The sequence below is a fragment of the Vibrio sp. 1557 genome, from assembly GCF_033340175.1.
Classification (GTDB): domain Bacteria; phylum Pseudomonadota; class Gammaproteobacteria; order Enterobacterales; family Vibrionaceae; genus Vibrio; species Vibrio alginolyticus.
Genome location: NZ_JAWOVZ010000099.1, coordinates 1 through 1,568 on the forward strand (window position 1 = coordinate 1; position 1,568 = coordinate 1,568).

At 48.9% G+C, this 1,568-nt stretch carries 1 protein-coding gene; it reads left to right on the top strand.

Going from position 1 to position 1,568, the window contains the following annotated elements:
* Window positions 1-1,568, top strand: a 1,568-nt coding sequence (malT, locus tag R7070_RS24935) for an HTH-type transcriptional regulator MalT (RefSeq protein WP_318141363.1), incomplete at both ends; no start/stop codon positions are given.

Consider the following 1,568-nt stretch of genomic DNA (forward strand, 5'->3'; position numbering starts at 1 on the left):
GTTTTGTTCCGTTCTCCAGCAGGTTACGGAAAAACAACGATGGCCGCTCAGTGGCTATCCGATAAGCCAAACGTCGGTTGGTACAGCATTGACGACAGTGACAATGATGGCTTTCGTTTCGTCAACTATTTACTCCAAGCGCTGAACAAAGCGACCAACTTCAGCTGCTCGAACGCGCAAAAGCTGGCCGAAAAGCGCCAGATTTCCTCTTTACGCTCCCTGTTTAGCGAAGTATTTGCCGAAATGGCAGATTTTCATCAAGAGTGCTACGTGGTACTCGATGACTACCACTTGATCACCAATGATGAAATTCATGAATCCATGCGTTTCTTCCTCAAGCACATGCCAGACAACTTAACGGTTGTCGTCACCAGCCGTGCAGCGCCGCCTCTGGGCACGGCAAACTTGCGTGTGCGCGATTTAATGATCGAAATCGGCAACGAAATGTTGGCGTTTGATACTGAAGAAACGACCCGCTTCTTTAACCAACGCATTGCCGATGGCATTGATGAAGACATGGCGAACAGCCTAAGAACCTACGTGGAAGGTTGGCCATCTGCGATGCAGTTGATCGCGCTGCAAGCCCAACATCAAAACCGCACATTGGCGCAAACCGTCGAGTCGGTATCGCAGTTCAATCACGCGCATTTGTGGGATTACCTAGTCGAAGAAGTATTCGACCTGCTCGATCACGAAACTCGTCACTTCTTGATGCAAGTGTCCGTGCTGGATCACTTTAACGATGAACTGGTATTTGCCCTCACTCAACGCGAAGACGCGCTGGGTCTGATTGAATCGCTTAACCGTTACGGCTTGTTCATTTACCCACTTGAAGGCGAGCATAACTGGTTCCGCTTCCACAACTTGTTTGGCGAGTTCTTGTCTCACGAGCGTCAAGCACGTATTCCTCAACAAGAAAAAGATCTTCACCGCAATGCTGCGGTCGCTTGGTTACAACAAAAATCGCCACACCAAGCCATTCATCACGCGCAAAAGTCCAACGATAAAGACTTAGTCGTTGAGATTTTGAATGAATTCGGTTGGAAGATGTTCAACCAAGGTGAGTTAAGCACACTCGAGCATGCCATCAATAAGCTGGATGCAGAGCTGCTGTTTAGCCACCCTAAATTGACGATGTTACGTGCATGGTTAGCGCAGAGCCAACACCGATACAATCAAGTTGGCCAATTGCTTGAAGAAGCCGAAGAAGAGCATAAAAAGCGTAATATCGAGCTAGATATCCATTACCAAGGTCAAGCTAACGCGCTGCTTGCTCAGGTCGCGATTAACAGCAACCAACCCGAGAAAGCGCTTGAACTTGCGGAGCTGGCTCTCAGCCAACTAGACAACACTATTTACCGTAGCCGAATTGTCGCGACCTCAGTCGTAGGCGAAGTGAACCACGTACTGGGTAAACTCGACCGCGCGTTGCCGATGATGCAGCAAACCGAAAAATTGGCGCGCCAGTATCAGGTTTACCATCAAGCACTGTGGGCGATTTTACAACAAAGCGAAATCTTGATTGCTCAAGGTTACGTGCAAGCGGCCTTTGAGCTGCAAGATTCAGG